General features: G+C 41.1%; 17 protein-coding genes. 8 read left to right on the top strand and 9 right to left on the bottom strand.

The window, feature by feature from the left end; translation table 11 throughout:
• Positions 1 to 187: 187 nt before the first annotated feature.
• The 3 genes from BM386_RS14230 to BM386_RS14220 all read right to left on the bottom strand — a co-directional run bounded on the left by BM386_RS14230 (position 188) and on the right by BM386_RS14220 (position 2,723).
• Positions 188 to 778, bottom strand: a complete 591-nt coding sequence (locus BM386_RS14230) for a hypothetical protein (protein WP_139235921.1) — start codon at positions 776 to 778, stop codon at positions 188 to 190.
• Positions 779 to 892: 114 nt separating this feature from the next.
• On the bottom strand, positions 893 to 1,906 hold the full coding sequence (locus BM386_RS14225; RefSeq protein ID WP_091695532.1) for a PDDEXK nuclease domain-containing protein: 1,014 nt from the start codon (positions 1,904 to 1,906) through the stop codon (positions 893 to 895).
• A gap of 439 nt (positions 1,907 to 2,345) precedes the next feature.
• Positions 2,346 to 2,723: a PH domain-containing protein gene (locus BM386_RS14220; protein ID WP_091695530.1), complete on the bottom strand. Its 378-nt coding sequence runs from the start codon at positions 2,721 to 2,723 to the stop codon at positions 2,346 to 2,348.
• A 152-nt stretch (positions 2,724 to 2,875) separates the two neighbouring features.
• Between BM386_RS14220 and BM386_RS23690 the strand changes: the two genes are divergently transcribed.
• Complete coding sequence (locus BM386_RS23690; RefSeq protein WP_170857104.1) at positions 2,876 to 3,040, top strand: hypothetical protein; 165 nt, start codon at positions 2,876 to 2,878, stop codon at positions 3,038 to 3,040.
• Between the two features lie 76 nt (positions 3,041 to 3,116).
• On the opposite strand, the gene BM386_RS14215 is transcribed toward BM386_RS23690, so the two are convergent.
• Positions 3,117 to 3,602: a hypothetical protein gene (locus tag BM386_RS14215; protein ID WP_091695528.1), complete on the bottom strand. Its 486-nt coding sequence runs from the start codon at positions 3,600 to 3,602 to the stop codon at positions 3,117 to 3,119.
• Between the two features lie 134 nt (positions 3,603 to 3,736).
• On the opposite strand from BM386_RS14215, the gene BM386_RS14210 reads away from it, so the two are divergent.
• The gene (locus BM386_RS14210; protein WP_091695526.1) at positions 3,737 to 3,955 is read left to right on the top strand and encodes a DUF3820 family protein; all 219 of its coding nucleotides are present in this window, start codon (positions 3,737 to 3,739) and stop codon (positions 3,953 to 3,955) included.
• Between the two features lie 67 nt (positions 3,956 to 4,022).
• On the opposite strand, the gene BM386_RS14205 is transcribed toward BM386_RS14210, so the two are convergent.
• The 3 genes from BM386_RS14205 to aspS all read right to left on the bottom strand — a co-directional run bounded on the left by BM386_RS14205 (position 4,023) and on the right by aspS (position 8,852).
• Positions 4,023 to 5,549, bottom strand: a complete 1,527-nt coding sequence (locus BM386_RS14205; RefSeq protein ID WP_091695524.1) for an amidase — start codon at positions 5,547 to 5,549, stop codon at positions 4,023 to 4,025.
• 143 nt (positions 5,550 to 5,692) lie between these two features.
• On the bottom strand, positions 5,693 to 6,781 hold the full coding sequence (locus tag BM386_RS14200) for a DUF3500 domain-containing protein (protein WP_091695522.1): 1,089 nt from the start codon (positions 6,779 to 6,781) through the stop codon (positions 5,693 to 5,695).
• Positions 6,782 to 7,100: 319 nt separating this feature from the next.
• Positions 7,101 to 8,852, bottom strand: coding sequence for an aspartate--tRNA ligase (aspS, locus tag BM386_RS14195; RefSeq protein WP_091695521.1), 1,752 nt, complete (start codon positions 8,850 to 8,852; stop codon positions 7,101 to 7,103).
• A gap of 323 nt (positions 8,853 to 9,175) precedes the next feature.
• Here aspS and BM386_RS14190 point away from each other — a divergent pair, with 323 nt between their 5' ends.
• Positions 9,176 to 10,483: a peptidoglycan DD-metalloendopeptidase family protein gene (locus BM386_RS14190; RefSeq protein WP_091695519.1), complete on the top strand. Its 1,308-nt coding sequence runs from the start codon at positions 9,176 to 9,178 to the stop codon at positions 10,481 to 10,483.
• Between the two features lie 521 nt (positions 10,484 to 11,004).
• On the opposite strand, the gene BM386_RS14185 is transcribed toward BM386_RS14190, so the two are convergent.
• On the bottom strand, positions 11,005 to 11,724 hold the full coding sequence (locus BM386_RS14185; RefSeq protein WP_091695517.1) for a hypothetical protein: 720 nt from the start codon (positions 11,722 to 11,724) through the stop codon (positions 11,005 to 11,007).
• Between the two features lie 764 nt (positions 11,725 to 12,488).
• Between BM386_RS14185 and rluF the strand changes: the two genes are divergently transcribed.
• Positions 12,489 to 13,220 carry a 23S rRNA pseudouridine(2604) synthase RluF gene (rluF, locus tag BM386_RS14180; protein ID WP_091696122.1) on the top strand — a complete coding sequence of 244 codons (732 nt, stop codon included), beginning with the start codon at positions 12,489 to 12,491 and terminating at the stop codon, positions 13,218 to 13,220.
• Between the two features lie 101 nt (positions 13,221 to 13,321).
• On the opposite strand, the gene BM386_RS14175 is transcribed toward rluF, so the two are convergent.
• Positions 13,322 to 14,173 carry a glycoside hydrolase family 16 protein gene (locus BM386_RS14175; RefSeq protein WP_091695515.1) on the bottom strand — a complete coding sequence of 284 codons (852 nt, stop codon included), beginning with the start codon at positions 14,171 to 14,173 and terminating at the stop codon, positions 13,322 to 13,324.
• Positions 14,174 to 14,475: 302 nt separating this feature from the next.
• On the opposite strand from BM386_RS14175, the gene BM386_RS14170 reads away from it, so the two are divergent.
• From BM386_RS14170 to BM386_RS14160, 4 genes are all read left to right on the top strand, one after another.
• The gene (locus BM386_RS14170) at positions 14,476 to 14,850 is read left to right on the top strand and encodes a hypothetical protein (RefSeq protein WP_139235920.1); all 375 of its coding nucleotides are present in this window, start codon (positions 14,476 to 14,478) and stop codon (positions 14,848 to 14,850) included.
• A gap of 34 nt (positions 14,851 to 14,884) precedes the next feature.
• Positions 14,885 to 15,031 (top strand): hypothetical protein, encoded by a 147-nt coding sequence (locus BM386_RS23685; protein WP_170857103.1) that lies wholly within the window; start codon positions 14,885 to 14,887, stop codon positions 15,029 to 15,031.
• Between the two features lie 39 nt (positions 15,032 to 15,070).
• Entirely contained in the window at positions 15,071 to 16,189 is a 1,119-nt protein-coding gene (locus tag BM386_RS14165; protein ID WP_091695511.1) for a cytochrome-c peroxidase, read from the top strand.
• A gap of 206 nt (positions 16,190 to 16,395) precedes the next feature.
• A complete protein-coding gene (locus BM386_RS14160; RefSeq protein WP_091695509.1) occupies positions 16,396 to 17,118 on the top strand; it encodes an MbnP family protein in 723 nt (240 codons plus the stop codon).
• Positions 17,119 to 17,140: the final 22 nt, after the last annotated feature.

The following is a 17,140-nucleotide window of genomic DNA, read 5'->3' as shown; positions in this document are numbered from 1 at the left end:
GATCGATACTGCTCCAATTCATAGATAGGCTTACATCACCTTTGCTGCCAGGTATCGCTGCACCTCATAAACATCAATGCTTTTATTGAAGCGCTTCCCCCCTCCGGGTGTAGTCAAAATGCTAGGGGTGACTGGATTGAATTTAAAATCCTAATTGGTTTTTTACTTACTCCATTACATCTCACATTTAATTCAATTGACTTGCTACCCACCTAATGTAAGGAATGGATTCTGTCATTAAGTAAGCCTGAAACTCCTGCATGAACTTTGGGGAGCTGATATTGCCATAGGCTTTTAAAATAAGGTCTGAATTCTGATCCATTACCTGCACTATACATTCGTCAATTAAGCCTTGAGACAATTCTTCAATTACTCCCTTGCTTGTCAGAAGGAGAGTAAAGTCCTTGCCTACTTTAGTGACTGCATCAGAAATTTCAGGAACAGGCTGCGCATTGAACATTGTAATTCTTTGATAGGCAATACATTCGTGCATTAACAAGGCCGTCACCTCCTGTCCGATAGCTTTTGTGATTTCTATATCTGATTTATTAGGGTACTTCTTTCTGTAGCCCTCAATCAAATCGGCTGATTTTGATTGAAAACCCTGATATACCTGCTGCATCGCACTTATTGATTTCTGGTTCAACACCGTTGTCGGCTCTGTTAAATCAAGACTTGACAACTTATTACATATTGAATTTGCTATTTCCATTTCCTGGGACTGGCTCAAGGCAAGGAGCGGAAGCAAAGTGCATAGCAATAGGCAGATTAATCTCATATTCTAGGGAACAATAAGGGGGAAATAAAGAGGCATTAAAGGAGGTGGAAATACTTAGGAAGATGCATTTAGGACAAAGCGATAGGTCCTGATCCAGCACCAAGTCTTAGCTTTTCATTTTTCATTTTCTTTAGAGTCCAGTTTTTCTATTTCCTTCTTTACTTCGGCTATTAGTTGTTGTTCAGAAGGTAAATATAGTTGATATTTACTGGCAATGATGGTTTTGTTGTTTTCGGGCAAGGTTATTTTTACTACCGCATCGTTTTTATCGGCACAGAGTAAAATGCCAATCGTGGGGTTTTCAAAATCCTGTTTTTCAAAGCGATCGTAGTAGTTTACATACATTTGCAACTGCCCAATGTCTTCGTGTTTGAGTTTGGTTGTTTTGATTTCAATGATTACAAAGCATTGTAAAAGGCGGTTGTAAAAAACAAGGTCAATAAAAAATTCATCCCCTTCTAGGTGAACACGTTTTTGTCTGGCCACAAAAGAAAAACCATTGCCTATTTCCAATAAAAAATCGTGTAAGTGTGTAATAATGGCTGATTCTAAATCCTTTTCGTAAAAAGTCGCTTCTCTCTTAAGTCCCAAAAATTCCAATACCATAGGGTCTTTAATAATTTCTTTGGCATCGGATGGCATTTTTTCTTCTCTGGCAACTGCCAATACAGCTTGCACATCGTTACTCATTAGCAGTCTTTCAAAAAGTTGGCTATTTACTTGACGTTCCAATTGTCTGGCAGTCCAATTATTTTTTTCTGTCTCTGCTAAATAAAACTCTCTTTTATCTTGATTATCAATACTTATTAGGTTTTTGTAATGAGTCCAATTGAATTGCGACCGCAGTGCGGACGCAATTGGGAAGGTGCGGTAAAACTGCCGGTATCTTTCCAATTGACGAACCGAAAAACCTGTTCCTAGACTGGGCTGAAATGCTTGGGAAATAGATTTTATTAGATATGTGCCATAGCCAGCGCGGTCTTTCCCCTCTTGCTCTTCTTCAAAAATTATTTTACCGATCTGCCAATACATCAATACACGTTCCTTATCAACTGCCCGAATGGCTTTTGATTGAGCATTGGAAACAATGCTTTGAATTTGCATGATTATATCTTTTTTAATCTCCATCAGATAAGGGTTTCGGAAATGATATTTCTTGGTTGTAAGTGGGCTAAGTCCATTTTGGCTTCCCGTTTTATATTAGATTTGCCAAGAGGGTTATGCGAGTCTTCTGACACCAAATTAAGAATTTCGGAGACACCGTCAAGCACTGAGTGGGATTTGCCTACCCTACAAGCTGGCCCTTCGCTAGATTAGTCCACCGGACTAATCCTAAACGCTCAGTCCTCCTACAAGCTGGCCTCCCGAATCGTTTCTCTCTAGGGACTAAAATAGCCTACTGGACTATTTCTTCAAGCAATGTCCTACCCTCATCCTTACCAAGATGCAATTGGCTTCTCTACCTCATTCTATCCTACTTCCCGGTTCTCGCGACAGGCACCCTGCCAAACGATGGGGTAGGCATTGAGGACAAGGCGACCGATACTGCTCCAACTCATAGCTAGGCTTACATCACCTTTGCTGCCAGGTATCGCTGCACCTCATAGACATCAATGCTTTTATTGAAGCGCTTACTAACCGAAGGTAAACTTTCGCTGGAAATCCAGATCTTCAGCTCTGCGTCTAAATCAAAAGTACCTGCAGTTTCCAGTGAAAATCTGGAAATACTTTTATATGGCATGGACTTATACTCCACCTTGCTTCCGGTGAGTCCCTGCACATCTATCAAAATCAGACGCTTGTCAGTGAACATAAACGTATCGCGAATGAGCTTAAATCCAAGTTCGATCTGCTCTCCCTCTGCTAATAATCTACCGAAGCTCTCGGTAAGTTTCTCTACAGATACTTCACTTGCATTGCCTAAAATTTTATTGAATATTCCCATGGTTTGAGGTTTAGCTTGATTAATTAATCTTTTTGGATATATGCAATTCTACCAGTAGCATCTTTCTTTGGATAACAGGACGTAGTCAAGATATTTTAATTCACTGAAAAGGTTTAATAGATGTAAGCCATAGATTTTTCAGCTTGAAAATAATGATTACCATTTTTGATTTTCAGAGTAGAAGAGTCAATTCTTGGTCTGATTATCTATCGGTTAATGAACTTTCCGAATACTTTGGATCGAATGAAGACGGATTAGAAATCCTACGAAATTGGTTCGCGATTTCAAATCACGAACAGCATGCACAGCATGAGTGATTTGAAGTTGTTTTATGGTGTGAGTATTCACACATATACTGGTAGGTCTAAGCTATATTTTTTTTAATTGGCTTCTCTAAAATCTAAGCGATAGCCCCAGTCCCGATCCTGAAAGAGAAAGACTCATTTCACTTCTATCCCAAACTGAACTTGAGGTACTTCCTCCGTTATAAGCATCTAAAGCAAACTTAGATTTTTTGACGAAGCTATTTGTAAGAGGGATGGTTGCTACCAGAAATCCTGCTCCTATACCTGCCAGTCCCCAGCTTGGATCCCCACCTGCAATAGCTGTTCCTATAGGCCAGCCGACCATAAACCCTCCTGCAAATCCGATAATTGAGGCCATAGTGTAGTTGGACTGGGCAGATTTTATTGACTTGTAAGCTTCTTCGTTCGTTCGCATGATATTCACCAAATCCCCAATCTGTACCCTCTTGTCTCCCTGATAAAATTTATATCCCCAAAAATCTTTCTTAAGAGTAATGGAATCCTGAGCTGCCTGCCCAAATGTGGATGTAAACGAAAGGATTAGAAAGGAAAGAATAAGTAAACTAGTTTTCATAAATGGAGTAGTAAGAATTAATGCGAAAAATTAAACTAATTCAATAATAAATCAAACCTGATTCAGAAAGAAAAGATTTTCAGCATTGAAGCTAAGCAGAATGTCAAAATCAAATTCCTTTTACCTTTGCCCCTATGGACCAACAAATTCTTATCGATCTGGTGACTAAAAGAATGCCTTACGGGAAGTACAAAGGCCGTTTACTTTGTGATGTTCCCGAACACTATTTGGTATGGATGTATGGCCAGGGTTTTCCAGAAGGGAAACTCGGAATGTGGTTACATACCCTGTATGAAATCCGGCTGAATGGATTGGAGGGGATCTTATCGGAATTGAAAAAGCGGTATGGTTGAGTGGTATAGTTTCAAAACAAACTGCTATCCATAAATACCACTTTGCTTACAATTTGATTGATAAAACTTATAATTTCGGCGCAACTCTATGATTTGTCCCTTGCTCATAGCTGTAAGTCAGTCGTATCAAGGTAGGTTCAGCATACATTCTTCCTAGAAACTGCAGTCCAGCAGGGAGATTACCTGAGCTATAACCCATTGGGACGGTAAATGCCGGCTGACCGGTAGCCGGAGCAATTATCTGGGAATTGTCACCTCGATATTCTTCTTGAAAATTATCAATAAGCGCTGGCCTATTGTTCCAAGAAGGGTAAACCAAAGCATCCAATTGCAGTGAATCCATGGTATGTTCGATCGCTTCTCGAAAAGCAATTCTACGTTCATCTTCATATGCATTGCCACAGGGGATTTCTGGATTTCCTCTTCTCAATGAATCCTCCGAAAAGGAAGCTATTCGTCCGCGGGCAAAGTCTGACTTTGTGCCTACCCGAATCACATCTTCCAAGCTGCTCATCGTATCCCGCTTGACATAGGTTTGAAGGAAATCTTCCAAATCTTTGCGGAACATAGGGCACCACTGGTCTTGTCTTAATTCATTAAAGTTAGGTACCGAAACAGAATCCACAATTGTGGCTCCTATGCCCTCCATATCTTTCAAGGCTTGGTTAAAAAGGGCAGAGATTTCAGGGTCTGGGTCATTTTCACTCAAGGTTCTAAATACACCAATTCTAGCTCCTTGTAAGCCATTTTTATCAAGGTATTGCAGGTAATCTTTTTCTGCTTTCCCTTCAGAATAGCGAGTCAATGGATCTTTTGGATCGACTCCTACCATGACTTGCAGGGTTCTGGTAGCATCCTCAACCGTCTTGCACATGGGGCCGACTACATCATTTCGAAGATAAAGTGGCACGATACCTTCTCTGCTTACTAGCCCAAGTGTAGTTCTGAATCCAACCAAGGCATTATGCGAAGAAGGGCCACGGATTGAATTGCCGGTGTCAGTTCCCAGCCCTATGACCCCCAAATTAGCAGCTATTCCAGTTCCTGTGCCTCCACTGGATCCTGCCGGAACATAATCCAAATTATAAGGATTTCGAGTGATGCCAGCTGTGGAACTCTCAGAATGCATAGGGGAAAAAGCCCATTCGGCCATATTGGATTTGGCAATAATAATTGCTCCTGCTGCTTCCAGCTGCTGAATGATGAATGCATCTGTCTCCGGGTAAAAATCGGCTAAAGCTAAGGATCCTGCCGTAGTCGGCATACCAATCGTATTGATATTGTCTTTTACGATCATTGGAATGCCATGAAGCGGTCTGAGAATGCCTGTTTCTTTATACTCTTCATCTAAGGCTTTTGCCAATTCTAATGCCTTGGGGTTGACGATGGTCAGTGCATTTATTTTAGGATTTACCGAATCAATGCGAGCGAGGTATGCCTCCACCAATTGCACTGCGCTCAATTCCCCAGATTTGTATTTCTGGTGAATTGACTCAATACTCAGCTCCTCCAAATCAAGAATTAACCGTTCCTTTTCAGGAAGGCAGGCTGAAAAAAGCAGTAGAAAAACAAAAAACGGCAGTAATCTATTCATGGCAGTATTGGTAACAACTTGATCTATTTATCAACTCAAGAATTAATCAATGCTGCTCAGATTCGGACTTAGCCGAACAAAAAACATTCAGTTGAAAAACCCCTATCCTAAGTAAGTTATACAAAGTTGCTTTTTCAAAAAAATTAATGCTGATGATCCATTCTATGCTTTCTCAGGATATCAGCACCAAAATCATTGTTGTTTTTTCTCAAAATTGAATGGATATGGTTGGCGTTATCCAAGAAGCCTACGTTGTCGTATTCGATGATAAAGTCAGGACTATGGATTAAATAATAATGCGCCTTCATAGGCTCCAAACTCCCGATCCAAGAGAAATAAACTTCACCTAACCCTCTCTCATGGAGAATAGCCAAGTATTCTTCAGCTTTCTGGATTTCGAGGTTTCCTATATATTCTTCTATCAGGTAATGAAGAATTTGCTGTTGATCAGGATTCAGTTCTGAGCCTTTAATCCCTCTATATTCAGAAATCCACTGCGGTCTATCAGGGCTGGTGATAATATCTCCAGGAACTTTATCCTCGAACACAGCTTTTGCTTTTTGCTCCTCATCGAGGGTATTCACAAACCAAAACCCATAATCCTCTTCCTTGCTCAAAGGCCTTAAGCCTGCATATTGAGTTTCCTCAACTACTGCTGGATCTGATCCAAAAAACAACGGGGTCACCGCATATTCTGAACCTGTTACAGTCAAGTTAATTGAAAGATGGTGACCTTCGAATTTGAATCCCCAAGCGCCATCCCGCGTAGGCTCTCCCCAGATTGCTATAAAATAATTCCCATAGTCCCAATTCAAGCCACGGATCATTTCCATTGAGCTTTCTGGAACTTCGCCTTTCTTATATTTTATTTCAAACAATTCATGCAGAATATCATCCACCTGCATAATACTGAAGGTTTTCAAATAACCTTGTGAGCTGAAAACTGCACTTAAAATCTTATGGAATTGGATCATGGATTCCTCGGAAAGATCTCCATATCTAAGTCCCGCTCTAGGTGCGAGTCCAAGAGGTAAATTTGTCCATTCAGTTCGCATGCTATCCTCCATAGCGAACATCACTTGGTTTTTTTGATCCTCATCCAGTGTCTCCATAAAAGCCTGGGTGGTAGAAAGTAATTTTTCAGCCGTCTGGGCAAAAGCTAAATGTCCAAACAGTAAAAAAATAGTAAAAGTTAAATACGCTTTCCTGGCAATTTTTTTTTTAGGCTTCATTCTTAGGAATAATAGATGTATGTTTTGTTTTGAATTTCAAAGCCTGAAATCAAACTCCTTCTCAATATAACAAAAGTGCTATTCATCTACATCCTTGCGCTTGTCTAATGCTAGTTCCCTAGCTCTTCCACTATAACTTTTTACTTAAGTTAGCTATAAAACACTAAAGGCTGTCTCATCTCTGAAACAGCCTCTAATATGTTCATCAAAAGGGCGAAAGATTTTTCGCCATCAGGCGAATATTGATTCGTCCGGGAGAGAATGTCTATTCTCCCTGGAGCGAATGTTTATTTGCCAGGGAGCGAATGTTTATTCGCCCCTACTTAACTGCTAATTGGATAGATAATTCTTTCAATTGCTCATCTGCGATGCTGCTTGGAGAATCGATCATCACATCTCTTCCAGAATTGTTTTTTGGGAAAGCGATGTAATCTCTGATCGAATCAGAACCACCGAAAATCGCACATAATCTATCAAATCCGAAAGCTATCCCGCCGTGTGGTGGTGCTCCATATTCGAAGGCTTCCATCAGGAAACCGAATTGCTTTTGGGCTTCTTCTTCTGTGAAACCAAGATGCTTGAACATCAATTGCTGGGTAGCTCTATCGTGGATACGGATAGATCCACCTCCTATTTCCACACCATTAATCACCAAATCATAAGCATTTGCTCTCACTGCTCCCGGATCGGAATCCAGCAATGCAATGTCCTCTTTCTTCGGAGAAGTGAATGGATGGTGCATGGCATGGAATCTTGCAGTTTCCTCATCCCATTCCAACAATGGAAAGTCCATCACCCAAAGTGGTTTGAAGACGGTGCGATCACGAAGTCCAAGATCCTCACCCATTTTTAGACGAAGCTCAGAAAGTTGCTTGCGTACTTTATCTGCATCCCCGCTGAGGATCAGCATCAAGTCGCCTTGAGTGGCACCAAATGCATCTGCCCAATCCTGAAGATCATCAGCAGAATAGAACTTATCCACAGTGGATTTGATGGTTCCGTCTGCATTGTATTTGGCGTAAACCATTCCTTTGGCTCCGATTTGTGGGCGTTTCACCCAATCTGTCAAGGCATCCAATTGCTTACGGGTATATTCCGCAGCACCTTTGGCACAGATACCTACTACCAATTCTGCATTGTCAAAAATGCTAAACCCTTTGCCTTGGGCAAGGTGGTTCAACTCAACGAATTTCATTTCAAAACGAAGATCTGGCTTATCGTTACCATAGAATTTCATGGCATCAGCATAAGTCATACGCTTCACTTCTTCAAGCTCCACGCCTTTCACCGTGCTGAACAAATGCTTGGTCAAGCCTTCGAAAGTATTTAGGATATCTTCCTGATCTACGAATGCCATTTCGCAGTCAATCTGAGTAAACTCCGGCTGGCGATCAGCTCTCAAGTCTTCGTCGCGGAAGCATTTTACGATCTGAAAATATCTGTCAAAACCGGAAACCATCAGCAATTGCTTGAAAGTCTGAGGAGACTGAGGCAAAGCATAGAATTCACCCGGATTGGTACGACTAGGTACTACAAAGTCACGGGCTCCTTCTGGAGTAGATTTGATCAAAACGGGAGTCTCCACCTCGATGAAATCCTGCGCATCCATGTATTTACGGGTCTCCTGCATCATCTTGTGGCGCAGTTGGAGTTTCTCACGAACCACATTTCTACGCAGATCGAGGTATCTGTATTTCATACGGAGCTCGTCACCTCCGTCTGTTTCATCTTCTATGATGAATGGAGGAACTTTCGCCGCATTCAATACTTCGAGAGCTGTCACTTTGATTTCAATAGAACCGGTTGGGATTTTATCGTTTTTGGAAGTTCGCTCGATTACTTTCCCAGTAGTCTGCACTACGAACTCACGACCTAATTCAGCCGCTTTTTCCAACAATGCTTTTTCGCTGGAGTCCTCTTCAAAAATCAATTGGGTCAGGCCGTATCGATCGCGAAGATCAACCCAGATTAAACCTCCTTTATTTCTTACTCGCTGTACCCAGCCGGCAAGAGTTACTTCTTGATTTACGTGATCCAGGCGAAGTTCGCCACAAGTATGCGTTCTCAGCATGTTTTTTTAGTGTTTTTTGGGATGTCAAAGATAAAGAAATGACCGTGAGTACACACGAATCAATGGATGATTAGCAATATTTTCGTCAATTTCTTTAAGATTTTCCCAGAAAACCATACATAACTTCAAAAAAAGGCAAAACTTCCAGAAAATGCTTGAAGTCGGTCATATACATTTACCAATAAAATAATACCCTCAATTTCTACGTTGGTATGATAGTTGGTAAAGTGGAATCGAAAGGTTTACACCCCAAAACTTGGATTAAAAGCCCTTTTTTACTTCTTTGAGTTAAATTTCAAAAATTCCCCTAATAGTATAGATTAATGAAAAAGATTTGGATAGGAATTGCTGCTCTCGTTATCACCATTGGCGCAGCATCTTCGCTCCAATTTTTCGACCTGCCTTTTCAAGCCGAAAAGGAAGCTGAGATCGTTGAACCGCCTTTGATAGATTCCCTTGCGAACCAGGTTTTCCTCTATGGAATCAACGTCACCGGGTTGAATATTGTAGAAGGAACAGTCAGTAAAAACCAGACACTCGGATCTATCCTAGCCCCTTTTAATGTCCCCTACCAGATTATTGATCAAATCGCCAAAAAGTCAAAGGAGATTTTTGATGTAAGAGGAATAGCGGCAAATAAAAAGTTTACGGTAGTAACTCCTGCCGATTCATCACAGGCAGCTTTTTTCATCTACGAACCAAATCCCGCTGAATATGTAGTATTCAATCTGGATTCCATAGACATTTACAAAGCAGAAAAACCTGCTGAATACAGAACCAAAGAGGCAGGCGGAATTATCGATTCCAACCTTTCTGCTGACATGACTGGTTTAGGAGTTACTTATGACATCATTGATCAGTTTGCCGATTTATACGGTTGGTCAATAGATTTTGGAGCTTTGCAAAAAGGAGACAAGTTCAAAGTATCTTATGAGGAAAAAGTAATCGATGGAGTTGTAGTTGGTGTTTCAGATATTAAAACCGCATTTTTTGAGCACAAAGGGACTCCATATTACGCGATTCCATTTGAGCAAAATGGCGAGATAGCCTTCTACGATCAAAATGGAGATAGCTTCAAAAAGGCATTCTTGAGAGACCCACTGAAGTACTCCAGAATCAGCTCTAGATATAGTCTGAAGCGGTTTCATCCCGTTCAGAAGCGTTACAAAGCTCACTTGGGTACAGACTACGCCGCGCCAACCGGTACAGAAATAAGATCCGTAGGAGAAGGAACAGTAACCGATGCTCGGTACACTTCTGCCAATGGAAATTATGTAAAGATCAAGCATAATGGCACCTATACCACGCAATACCTGCACATGTCGAAGATTGCCAAAGGAATCAAGCCAGGTACTCGCATCAAGCAAGGCCAAGTGATTGGCTATGTAGGAAGCACAGGCTTGGCTACAGGTCCACACCTTTGCTTTAGATTTTGGAAAAACGGCAAGCAGGAAGATTGGTTGAGAGAGAAAATCCCACCTTCTGAGCCTATTTCATCAGCCAACAAGTTAGCATTTGAGTCAACAAAAGCAGATTATTTGGAAAGACTGGCAGCGATCAGAATTCCGGGAGAACCAGATAGATTGGTAGCGGAGACTCTAAAGCCAGTAGTACCAGCAAAAAGTGAGTAGTCTTTAACCACATGCATACAAAAGCGCAGGTCTTCGGATTTGCGCTTTTTTTTGTTTTTTAATTTTACCGCAAAGGGCACCGAGGCTGCGCGGAGAACGCGGCATATACACTCAACGTCTTTGCGAGCGACGAAGGAGCGAAGCAATCTCTAGTGATTTACGAAATACGAAGTGCGATTTACGAGATTCCTGAAGAACTTGGCACTTGTTCAAGTCTTTAGACTTGGACTATTGATAATGCAGTCTTCAGACTGGTCTTTCGAGATTAGCAATTATTATGAATTTGCATACAAGAAATACCGGTGATTGAATACCGCTACCAAGATTCTGGTGAAGCAGAGTTTCCGAATTTCAACAAGTAAATTTGCAGTCGGGAGACTGCATTATATTAGGTCCAAGTCATGAGACCTTGAACCAATAGAGCATCTGATTTACTAAACTAAACGCTCTATTTACAGCAAGTCATCATTATTGATAAAGCCGCTAAACATAAGCTATCTGAATATCCTAAATAAGCTAAATCAATAAACTTTATTGAGATCTATTTGGAAGAAATAGTTACTATCTCCGACTTCGGTAAACTCGATTTCAGTAGCGCTATAATTAAGAGTTAGGTTTCCAAAGTCACCTGAAAAATTTATTTTCCCTCCCTGGATTGAGAATGACCCATTTATAGTTTCAGTCATTCCTATTTCACTCGGGTTGCTTGAGCCAGTGGTTTTCTGAATGATAGTAAAATCACCTACTTCGTGGTTTAAGCTGAGGTTGTAGTCATAATTGATAAAAGAATCTTCAAAGGAAGAGGTACTGGAACCCAGATATAAGGAAACCGCATTTTCTGCTAACATATTGTCCAAGGTATAGATAACATCATGGCCTGGAACTAGAATTGTAATCTGCGCATTGGTACGCATTTCGTCAACGCTAATGGTAATAGACCGAGTCCCATCAGAGAGGACCATTGCCTCCACTGCTTGCTCAGGTTTGATCTCAGTGGTGGTAGTCAAGGTGTAATCTTCACCATCAAAATGAAAAAGTGCTTCAGAATTTAAGGGTTTCAGGGTAATGATATAAAATCCAGAAGAGCCAAGTACAACTCCTCCAAATTTTCCTAATGTTTGCGTTTTATCTGGATAATACGGTTCATCATCTCCCGGGCCGTCACCTAAAGAATCGCAGGAAGAGATAGTCAAGATTAACGAAATATAAACGAAGAATTTGAGAAGTAAATCAGTTTTCATAGTTCACTTTTGATAGCCTAAGCCTAAATATATCTTATGAAAGTGAAAGTCGGTAAAATCCACCCTAAAATCCCTATAAATGGGGATAAGATAACTGAGTAGTTTAAGATTAGTAAATAACTCATAAACTCCGTAACCAAGATACCTTAACAAAATCCTTTTTAGTCTTCTGACTGGTTTCATCGGATCGGGAGGAAATGAAGCAGTCTGTTTTTAGAATGATTTTACTCGATTTACCGCAAAGGGCAGAGAGGCTACGGAGAGAACGCGGAATAAAAATTCAACGTCATCGGTAGTGACGAAGGAACGTAGCAATCTCTAGTGATTTACGAAATACGAAGTGCGATTTACGAGATTCCTGAAGAGCTTGAGTACATATTATTTAGTTAGGATTTTAGGATCAGTCTGACAAAAGATCCGCTGATTTAAGCAGATTTAATCATCGAAGTTATTGGTACTTGTTCAAGTCTTTAGACTTGGACTATTGATAATGCAGTCTTCAGACTGCTCTTTCGAGATTAGCAATTATTATGAATTTGCAAACAAAAAATAACGTTCATTGAATACCGCTACCAAGATTCTAGTGAAGCAGAGTTTCCGAATTTCAACAAGTAAATTTGCAGTCGGGAGACTGCATTATACTAGGTCCAAGTCATGAGACTCGAACCAATAGATAATTCAGCTGCGCGCTCTGCGCAATCCTCTGCGTCCACCGCGGTAAATATCAATTATGTAACTTGCGCTTCAAATCCAATTTGAATTCCTTGGAAACAGATCAATACATACGAATCAATAAATACCTGAGCGAAGTTGGATTTTGCTCTCGACGCGGAGCGGACAAACTTCTGGAAGAAGGCCGGATCACTATCAACGGTAAAGTTCCTGAACTTGGAACTAAGGTAGGACCTTCAGATGTGGTGGCAGTGGATGGAGAAGCAGTAGGGAAACCTAAACAAGTCCACACTTACATAGCTTTCAACAAACCTGTGGGCATAGTGAGTACTACTGACGTCAAGGGGGAAAAGGATAATATCATTGACTTCATAGGTCATCCGCAGCGGATTTTCCCAATTGGAAGACTGGATAAAGACAGTGAAGGGCTGATATTTTTAACCAGCGAAGGTGATATTGTAAATAAGATTCTTCGCTCTAAAAACAATCACGAGAAGGAATACATCGTCACTGTAGATCGGCCTGTGAACGATGAGTTCATCAAATTGATGGGAGCAGGAGTTCCGATCTTGGACACTGTAACGGATCCATGTAAAGTGGAACGTATAAGTAAATTCAAATTCAGAATCACCCTTACTCAAGGCTTAAACCGTCAGATACGTAGAATGTGTGAGCATTTTGGATTTAAAGTACTTCAATTGAAGCGAATCCGAATTATGAACGTGCATCTGGATATTCCGGTAGGTAAATGGCGTGACTTGACAGAGAAGGAATTGGCTGAGATCAACGAGATGATCGCTGACAGCTCGAAGACATTTGATTGAGGGGATTTACCGCGGTGAGCGCAGAGGATTTCGCAGAGGGCGCAATGGTTTTAGTTGTGCTGCTTTTGGAAAAGTAACCTAACTCACCTCACATTAATCTTCTACTTCTGATAAACTCTTACATAATCCACTGCATATTCTCGTGGAAAAGCAGAATATGTAGGATCTCCACCATTATTACCGCCTATGGCAAGGTTTAAGAGGATATAATGTGGCTGATGGAAAGGGTTAAAACCATCAGGATTGACAGTTCTTGCCAGATCTACCTCATTTAGCAACTCATCATCCAGAAAGAGTTTGATGGTATCTTCAGTCCATTCCATTCTCCAGAGATGGAATTTACTTGGCCACTCAGGATCCTTTTGAAGAAAGTCGGTGAATGGAATTTTTGCATCATCCCATTTAGCATTGTATTGTCCTTCATCTGCCCAGGCAGCATTAGCCAAAATCGTTGCTTCGCCTTTCACCCGGTAATATTCCATAACATCGATTTCACCATTGGCTGGCCAAGGCTTTGTGATACCCAAGGTCCAAATAGCAGGCCACATGCCCAAGGCGGTATCGATCTTTGCCCGAACCTCCATGATCCCATATTGGAATTCGTATTTGCCTCGGGTATTAATACTGGAAGAGGTGTATTCAGCAAACTCCCGATTTCTTCTCCAATCTGTACTTTCTGGATCAAAATTGCTGTTTTTGACCTGTTCTCTTTTCCCGGTGATCACTAGCCTCCCGTCTTTTACTTCTGCATTTTCCTTTTGGTACCACTGTACTTCATTATTCCTTTTGAATCCCTCTTCAAAAGACCATTTCTCTGAATTCACTTTTCCCTCCTGATCAAATTCATCTTGCCAGACTAATTTGTAATCTGTGCCAGTTGGGTTGAATTGGGCGGTGGCAGTAGTTACAATTCCAAGTGTAAACGAAAAATAGAAAAGGCTTTGCTTTAACATCTTGAGGGATTTTGGGTAAATAAGATAGATCAAGATAAGCCCAAAATGTTTGTCTCCAAAAGGTTTTTCCTTGAGAATATCCCATTAGGGCGTATGTGTGTACGCATTAGTGCATGTACTAGAATTTTGTTTGGCCTTGGAAAAATCCCCTTAGCCCCCTGTAGAAATGGGGAATTGCCAAATTTAAACTTCTAGCAAGAATACATGCAGTTAAGCGAATACACATAGTAGGGAATATCATTTGTTCAATAAAAACTATAAATCATAGTGTAAAAACGGATTCTGATATACCTTTGCAGCAAATGCTTAAAAGCACACTTTACATATGGCTATGTGCTGTTCTAGTAATGAACAGTATGGTGTATTCGGTGATCAAAGTGAGTTTCACGATGAATCAGAAATACATCATAGACAATTTCTGTGTCAACACGGACAAGCCAATGATGAACTGTGACGGAAAGTGTTACCTCGCAACAAAGCTTAAGGAAGAACAAGAAAGGCAGGAAAATAAGACTGCACTTACATTTAGTCAGGATTTTGGGGTTTACATCCAAAACCCAACTTTAAGCTATCAGCATCCTTCAAATTCCATTGAGCCATTTGCTCATGAATCTTTTTACCAGAATTGGTTTGGCCAAACCGAAAGCAAAGAAATCGACCATCCGCCACAAGCGTGATTTTTTGATCGAGTAACAGATTTCTAATAAATATATGTTTATCCGCAATGATGCCAGAATCAATAGTTCTTTGCTTTGGTGGACGGAAGACCGAGGACGGGAGACTCCCGCATTGGCGGGACAGGCTGAAGTGGCTTTAACGCTTAAGTTGACCATATTCTGGAATGCATTTGTCCATTAATTGGCCAAATGCGGATAAGCATTTAAAATTCTACAAATCATGCGATTTCAATTCCCTGCATGGCTGGGATTGGTTTGCGTGTGTGGCTTAGTTTCCTGTGGAAGCAATGAGGAAGATCCCGCAAGTGGACCTACCAATATTTCACTGGATTCGCCGGATTATTTTCCGACGAATATTGCCATGCCCGCTGACAATCCGCTGACGGAGGAAGGTGTGCAGCTTGGGCGAAGGCTTTTCTATGAAAAAAAGCTATCGTCTGACGGCACAATTTCCTGTGGCTCATGCCACCAGCAGCAAAAAGCCTTTTCTGATGGCAAACAATTCAGCTTTGGTGTCAATGGCTCCATAGGAGAAATGAACGCCATGTCACTTTCCAATCTTCACTGGCAGACCAAATTCTTTTGGAATGGACGTGCCAGTTCGCTAGAGGAGCAAGCCGTTCAGCCTATCGAAGACCCCAGGGAGATGAATCTTCCAATCCACGAGGCCGTAAGCAGGCTGCAAGCTGATGCTCAGTATCCTAGTCTTTTCAAAAATGCTTTTGGCAGTGAAGAAATCACTGCGGAGCTGATCGGAAAGGCTATCGCCCAATTTGAGCGCACGTTAATTTCCGCCAATTCAAAATTTGATGCCTGGATCAGAAATGAAGTTGAGCTAACTCCAGAGGAGCAATTGGGATTGGAACTGTTCTTCACCCATCCTGAGCCTAAGCTTCAGCTTAGAGGAGGAAATTGCAGTGATTGCCATCTGGGATTTCTGACAGCAGGTGATCCAAATGGATTTACTGGTTTTCACAATAACGGATTGGATGCCGATGAAAATCTGCCTTCAGGTCTAATGTCTGTGACAGAAAATCCTTTTGATAAAGGAAAATTCAAAGCTCCAGGCTTGCGGAATATTGCCATTACAGCTCCCTATATGCATGATGGAAGATTTGAAACTTTGGAAGAAGTGCTCGATCATTATAATGATCACATACAAAACAGCAGCACGCTGGATGTATTGATTTTGGAAGCCAGTAATGAGCTTCCCGATGGTAGCAATGCTGTCAAACTACATCTGAGTGAGGAGGAGAAAAAGGCAATTATCGCTTTTCTCCACACCTTGACAGATCAGCAATTTATTAGCAATCCAAAATTCTCAGACCCTTTTAATTAACTCTGAATTAAAAACTTTAAACACATGAAATCGAGCATGTCGAAAACGACACACGGTGGAATGATTATTCACCATGCGAGATTCCATATGGCCTTTAAAAATCAATTATAATCATATGAAATCAAGCATGACCCGAAGCGACACACAGAGGGATGATTATAATTCATGCGAAGATTCCATGTGACCTTAAAAAAAATTATAAACACATGAAAAATCTTATTTATACAGCATTATTCGGTTCAATTATGATGTTCTCTTCTTGTGATGATGTGGAAGTCCCTGCAACTATGGCAATGGACATTTCGCTTGAACATGTTCTGGATGGCCAAACTTTGGAACTTAACGGTAAATCTTTTACTCTTCCTTCAGGTGAGGATTTCACTCCAAAAAAATTCAAGTATTACATCTCAAATGTAGCGTTGAGGAACTCAGTTTCCGGTGAAACTTACGTGGAACCCAATAGCTATCACTTAATCTCTGAGGACGGAAAAAAGAGCATCGACCTGGGAATGATCCCTTCTGCCAATTACGACCAACTTACTTTCTCAATAGGTGTGGATGAAGTGGCAAATGGCAAAACGGATCAGACAGGAGATTTGGATCCAAATTCAGACATGGCCTGGAACTGGAACACAGGTTACAAGTTCGTTGTGCTAGAAGGAGAATTCACCAACTCAAATTCCGGAGAAAGACAAGGCCTTATTATTCACATAGGCACTAACCCAAACTTTAGGACCGTTACACAGTCTCTGACCGGCGTGATCGCTGGTAGCCCAACTTCATTGACGCTAACATCAAATCTGGATGAGCTATTTAAAGATCCAAACATCCTTCAGCTCAGTGAGTTGGAGAGTACCACTATCATGTTTGGAGAGATGGCCGGTAAAGTCGCCGAAAACTATTCTGAAGGTTTTATTACCGTGAAGTAATTATCATCCCGGGGACTTCGGT

The sequence above is a fragment of the Algoriphagus locisalis genome (assembly GCF_900116615.1).
In the GTDB taxonomy this organism is placed as follows: domain Bacteria; phylum Bacteroidota; class Bacteroidia; order Cytophagales; family Cyclobacteriaceae; genus Algoriphagus; species Algoriphagus locisalis.
The sequence above is the reverse complement of the archived record's forward strand: the minus strand, read 5'-3'. Positions and strand labels throughout refer to the sequence as shown.

Excerpts from the sequence above, each read along its gene's own strand:
- BM386_RS14225 (WP_091695532.1), bottom strand. The coding sequence starts at position 1,906 with ATGGAGATTAAAAAAGATATAATCATGCAAATTCAAAGCATTGTTTCC.
- BM386_RS14220 (WP_091695530.1), bottom strand. The coding sequence starts at position 2,723 with ATGGGAATATTCAATAAAATTTTAGGCAATGCAAGTGAAGTATCTGTA.
- BM386_RS14205 (WP_091695524.1), bottom strand. The coding sequence starts at position 5,549 with ATGAATAGATTACTGCCGTTTTTTGTTTTTCTACTGCTTTTTTCAGCC.
- BM386_RS14200 (WP_091695522.1), bottom strand. The coding sequence starts at position 6,781 with ATGAAGCCTAAAAAAAAAATTGCCAGGAAAGCGTATTTAACTTTTACT.
- BM386_RS14210 (WP_091695526.1), top strand. The coding sequence starts at position 3,737 with ATGGACCAACAAATTCTTATCGATCTGGTGACTAAAAGAATGCCTTAC.
- BM386_RS23690 (WP_170857104.1), top strand. The coding sequence starts at position 2,876 with ATGATTACCATTTTTGATTTTCAGAGTAGAAGAGTCAATTCTTGGTCT.
- BM386_RS14165 (WP_091695511.1), top strand. The coding sequence starts at position 15,071 with ATGCGATTTCAATTCCCTGCATGGCTGGGATTGGTTTGCGTGTGTGGC.
- BM386_RS14215 (WP_091695528.1), bottom strand. The coding sequence starts at position 3,602 with ATGAAAACTAGTTTACTTATTCTTTCCTTTCTAATCCTTTCGTTTACA.
- BM386_RS23685 (WP_170857103.1), top strand. The coding sequence starts at position 14,885 with ATGTTTATCCGCAATGATGCCAGAATCAATAGTTCTTTGCTTTGGTGG.
- BM386_RS14230 (WP_139235921.1), bottom strand. The coding sequence starts at position 778 with ATGAGATTAATCTGCCTATTGCTATGCACTTTGCTTCCGCTCCTTGCC.
- BM386_RS14170 (WP_139235920.1), top strand. The coding sequence starts at position 14,476 with ATGCTTAAAAGCACACTTTACATATGGCTATGTGCTGTTCTAGTAATG.
- BM386_RS14160 (WP_091695509.1), top strand. The coding sequence starts at position 16,396 with ATGAAAAATCTTATTTATACAGCATTATTCGGTTCAATTATGATGTTC.
- aspS (WP_091695521.1), bottom strand. The coding sequence starts at position 8,852 with ATGCTGAGAACGCATACTTGTGGCGAACTTCGCCTGGATCACGTAAAT.
- BM386_RS14175 (WP_091695515.1), bottom strand. The coding sequence starts at position 14,173 with ATGTTAAAGCAAAGCCTTTTCTATTTTTCGTTTACACTTGGAATTGTA.
- BM386_RS14185 (WP_091695517.1), bottom strand. The coding sequence starts at position 11,724 with ATGAAAACTGATTTACTTCTCAAATTCTTCGTTTATATTTCGTTAATC.
- BM386_RS14190 (WP_091695519.1), top strand. The coding sequence starts at position 9,176 with ATGAAAAAGATTTGGATAGGAATTGCTGCTCTCGTTATCACCATTGGC.